The following is a 4,544-nucleotide window of genomic DNA, read 5'->3' on the forward strand; positions in this document are numbered from 1 at the left end:
TCCATATTCCGTAGCAAGCTTGCATAAGCACTACGAACGCCACGATGCTTATAAGGATATTTACCTTTTTCATCAGGCTTATCAGAACGCTCATTTAAGAATGTTTTATGCTTAAGATACCAATGATACAGATTTATATAAAACTCATTCTTACGGCTTATTTTGAGTGTTTTAACAAGTATTTTTAACTTTTTTCCCGCTTCTGATTTTGGCTTTCGGGTTAATTTTCTGATGACAAGTGCAACTTGGTGAAATTGACACATCTGGATCGGTGCATTTAAAAGATCTTTCAGTAAACCTCGCTTTCCATCGCAGGTAATAGATTGAATATAATAATTTTTTTCTCTTAATTCATTAATGGCTAATCGGTAATATAAGGCTTTCTCCGTACTTACTACACGATGAAAAATGACTTTTTCAGTGATACTATCCATCAACACAAGAATACCAAACTCACGACCGAAGAAAGTCGTATCCATTAATATATTTAATTTTTGATTTATTGGTGAATTTAATGATGCTTTCGGTGCTTTTAATATATATCGTTGGATTGTTCTAACTGAACAATGATATTTATCAGCAAGTTGTTTGTAGGTTTGTTTTCCGAAAGTGTAATCAGACCAAATTTTAATCGGATCTAATTTTTTCTTGGAGATGAATGTTTTATTGCAGACATTACATTTATAACGCTGAATATTATTACGAACACCATATTTGCGAATATTTTGATTTTGGCAGAAAGGGCAATTTTTTATTCATATTTCAAAAAAGTGGGTTAAAGCCAGTTACTATAAGGCTTTAACCCACTTTTTAGCAACCATTTTGTCTACTATACCTTTGTTTATAATTTGAGCTATAGACCCTACGACATTGCAGTAATATATTTTAACATCACCCCTGCAGCAATCGCCGATCCGATTACCCCGGCAACATTGGGGCCCATTGCGTGCATTAATAGGAAGTTTTGCGAATCAGCTTGCAAACCGACTTTGTTGGCGACCCGCGCTGCCATCGGCACCGCAGAGACGCCGGCAGCGCCAATTAACGGATTGATCGGGTTATTTTTAGAAAAACGATTTAACAACTTCGCCATAATCACCCCACTGGCAGTACCAATCGCAAATGCGACCATACCCAGCAGTAAAATCCCCAGCGTTTGCGGTTGCAGGAATTTATCCGCCACCAATTTTGCTCCGACCGATAAACCCAAAATAATCGTCACAATATTGATTAAAGTATTCTGCGTGGTTTCGCTTAAACGTTCCACCACGCCACTGACCCGCATTAAATTACCAAAACAAAACATCCCCAATAACGGTGCGGCATCCGGCAGCAACAGCGCCACCAATAACAGCAATACAATCGGAAACAGAATTTTTTCCCGATTGCTGACTTGGCGAAGCTGCACCATGCGGATTTTACGCTCTGTTTCACTGGTGAGCGCTTTCATAATCGGTGGCTGAATTAATGGCACCAACGCCATATACGAATACGCCGCCACCGCAATCGCCCCCAGCAGCTCCGGCGCTAGTTTGCTGGCAAGATAGATTGCCGTCGGGCCGTCAGCCCCGCCGATAATGCCGATCGAAGCCGCTTGCGGCAGGGTAAATTCAATAATCCCCAAACTGTTTAATGCCAATGCACCAAGCACGGTGGCAAAAATACCGAATTGTGCGGCGGCGCCCAACAATAGCGTTTTTGGGTTTGCCAACAGCGGTCCGAAATCGGTCATCGCCCCAACCCCCATAAAAATTACTAACGGCGCGACGCCATAACCGATAGCAACCTTATAAAACAGCGCTAAAATTCCGGTGGTATAGCCTTGATCCGTTGCATAACTTTCTAATTGCGCCAGCACTGAAGGAAGTGCGGTATTCAAGCCGGATTTAATCGAATCCAAGTTTGCTGCGACATTCAGTTTATCGGCAACAAACGCCCACTGTTCAGTGCTGCCGTGATGCAGCAGGTTATCCAATGCGGTCATCGCCATACCGGCTTCAGGAATATTCGCCAGCAATCCGCCAAAGCCAATCGGTAATAACAACAGCGGCTCGAATTTACGGGCAATCGCAAGCCACAGCAGCAATAAACTAACGACTAGCATAATCGCTTGCCCCAGCTCAAGATGCCGGATACCCATGCCCTGCAACAGGGCGTAAATGCTTTCCATAATCCGTTACCTTGCTCTGATCATATCAAATTCATCAGACGATCACCGACAGCAACCGTCTCCCCGGCTTTCACCGCAATCCCCTGCACCGTGCCGGCCTGAGCGGCGCGAATTTCAGTTTCCATTTTCATCGCTTCCAGTAACAACAGCACCTCATCTTTTTCAACCTGTTGCCCTTCCGTCACCAGCACTTTCCAGATATTGCCCGCCATCGGTGCATTCACCGATACTGTGTTTACTTTGGCTGTATTCACTGCTTGAGACGGCGCAGCATCATGCGCTGACCGCACTTTTGCCGGACTAATATCGCCAACCTCCCCGCCCTCACTGACTTTGACCACAAAGGCTTTGCCATCGATTTCAACCGTATACACCGCCGCATCGGTAGCATTCGCTGGATTTGCTGTGGCTGGTTTAACTGACGCCGCTTTAGATATGTCTGAAGTAGCTGCTGGTACCGCTTCAAACGCCACCGGATTATCACGGTTTTCCAAAAATTTCCAACCGATTTGCGGAAACAGCGCCACAATCAACGTATCATCAATCAGATTATCCGCCAGTTTGATATTTTGCTGTGCTGCTTGTTGTTTCACTTCTGCTGTCAGTTGCTGCATTTCCGGCGGTAAATGATCTGCCGGACGATCGGTCATCGGCGCTGCACCGTTTAGCACTTTGGCTTGAAGTGCGGTATCAACCGGTGCCGGTGTACGCCCGTATTCGCCTTTCAAAATCCCCGCAGTCTCTTTAGCAATGGTTTGATAACGACTTCCCGTGAGCACATTGATCACCGCTTGAGTACCGACAATTTGCGAGGTCGGCGTCACCAACGGAATATAGCCTAAATCTTGACGGACTCGTGGAATTTCAGACAACACTTCGTCTAAACGTTGTGAGGCATTTTGTTGTTTTAGCTGGCTTTCCAAATTCGTCAACATACCGCCCGGCACTTGCGCCACTAAGATGCGACTGTCAGAGCCTTTTAATTGTCCTTCAAAAGCTTGATATTTTTTACGAATTTCACGGAAATAGGCTGCCACTTTTTCCAATTTATGAATATCCAAGCCGGTGTCATATTCCGTTCCCTGCAATGTTGCCACCAATGCTTCCGTTGCCGGATGACCGTAGGTTCCGCTCATAGAGGAAATTGCGGTATCCACGCCGTCGACTCCGGCTTCAATCGCTTTCAATAGTGCCATTTCTGCCATGCCGGTGGTGGAGTGGCAATGCAGATGCAACGGAATGTCATAGCGTTGTTTAATTTCGCGTACCAAGCGATGCGCTGCCATCGGTGTCAAAATCCCTGACATATCTTTGATCACCAATGAATCAACACCGATTTCCAGCAGCTGTTCACAGAGGTCTAACCAAGTTTCCAAAGTATGCACCGGGCTGGTGGTATAACTGAGGGTGCCTTGCGCATGAGCACCGTTTTTGCGCACCGCTTGCAGCGCACAACACATATTGCGCGGATCATTCATCGCATCAAATACACGGAACACGTTGATTCCGTTGCTGACCGCTCTTTCAACAAAATGTTCAACCACATCATCGGCATAATGCCGATAACCCAGCAAATTTTGCCCACGCAGTAACATTTGCAACGGCGTTTTCGGCATCGCTTTTTTCAGCTCTCGCAACCGAACCCAAGGATCTTCGCCTAAAAACCGAATACAGGCATCAAATGTTGCCCCGCCCCAACATTCCAGTGAAGCATAACCAATTTGATCCAGTTCGGCAGCAATCGGCAACATATCGTCCAAACGTAGCCGTGTGGCAAATAATGATTGATGAGCATCACGCAATACCACATCAGTAATCGCGATTGGGTGTGCAGATTTTGTCATGAGAATACTCCATAAAGATTAGGGTCTGTTGATGTTTGTTTATAATTTGATCTATGGTTGCTAACGCTGACGGCGATGGTGGGCAATTGCCGCCACAATAACCGGACGCAGAACGTCAAGATCCTCTTGTGCTGTCGACAACGTCAAGTTTGCTTGCTTTGGAGCAGATAAGTGCGGTTTGATTGACATCGGTTCAGGAAAAAACCGATTAACCAGATACGACATTAAACGAATTGCAAGGATCAAAATGCAGAGAAACAACAGGACAAATCCCATTCCTGACACCATTAAAGCGATACCTTCCGCCATTAGTTCTGCTGCTGTCATGCCACCCTCCCGCCGTGCTAATAAAATTAATATGCCTTAAGGTTATAGCATACTTAAAATTCAATTGGTAATTTTTGCGCCAGATCAACTCATTTTGGTGTATTTTGTAATTTGGCGTTTTCAAATAAATGGCTGTTTTTATTTACCGCAAGCCTTGCTAAAATGCAAATTAATTTTCTGTTATACATTAGGGTCTGTTGATC

Annotated in this window: 4 protein-coding genes; all 4 read right to left on the minus strand. The window is 45.0% G+C overall.

The window, feature by feature from the left end; genetic code table 11:
* A partial coding sequence (locus tag FHQ30_RS13450; RefSeq protein WP_500692255.1) for an IS256 family transposase, variant Zn-binding type occupies positions 1 to 755 on the minus strand: 755 nt, incomplete at its 3' end.
* A gap of 107 nt (positions 756 to 862) precedes the next feature.
* On the minus strand, positions 863 to 2,170 hold the full coding sequence (locus tag FHQ30_RS08865) for a sodium ion-translocating decarboxylase subunit beta (protein WP_139615120.1): 1,308 nt from the start codon (positions 2,168 to 2,170) through the stop codon (positions 863 to 865).
* A gap of 20 nt (positions 2,171 to 2,190) precedes the next feature.
* Positions 2,191 to 4,014, minus strand: a complete 1,824-nt coding sequence (gene oadA, locus FHQ30_RS08870; protein ID WP_139615119.1) for a sodium-extruding oxaloacetate decarboxylase subunit alpha — start codon at positions 4,012 to 4,014, stop codon at positions 2,191 to 2,193.
* Between the two features lie 60 nt (positions 4,015 to 4,074).
* On the minus strand, positions 4,075 to 4,341 hold the full coding sequence (locus FHQ30_RS08875; RefSeq protein ID WP_139615118.1) for an oxaloacetate decarboxylase subunit gamma: 267 nt from the start codon (positions 4,339 to 4,341) through the stop codon (positions 4,075 to 4,077).
* Positions 4,342 to 4,544 lie beyond the last annotated feature (203 nt).

Source organism: Testudinibacter sp. 'clade 2', assembly GCF_006227735.1.
GTDB lineage: Bacteria > Pseudomonadota > Gammaproteobacteria > Enterobacterales > Pasteurellaceae > Chelonobacter.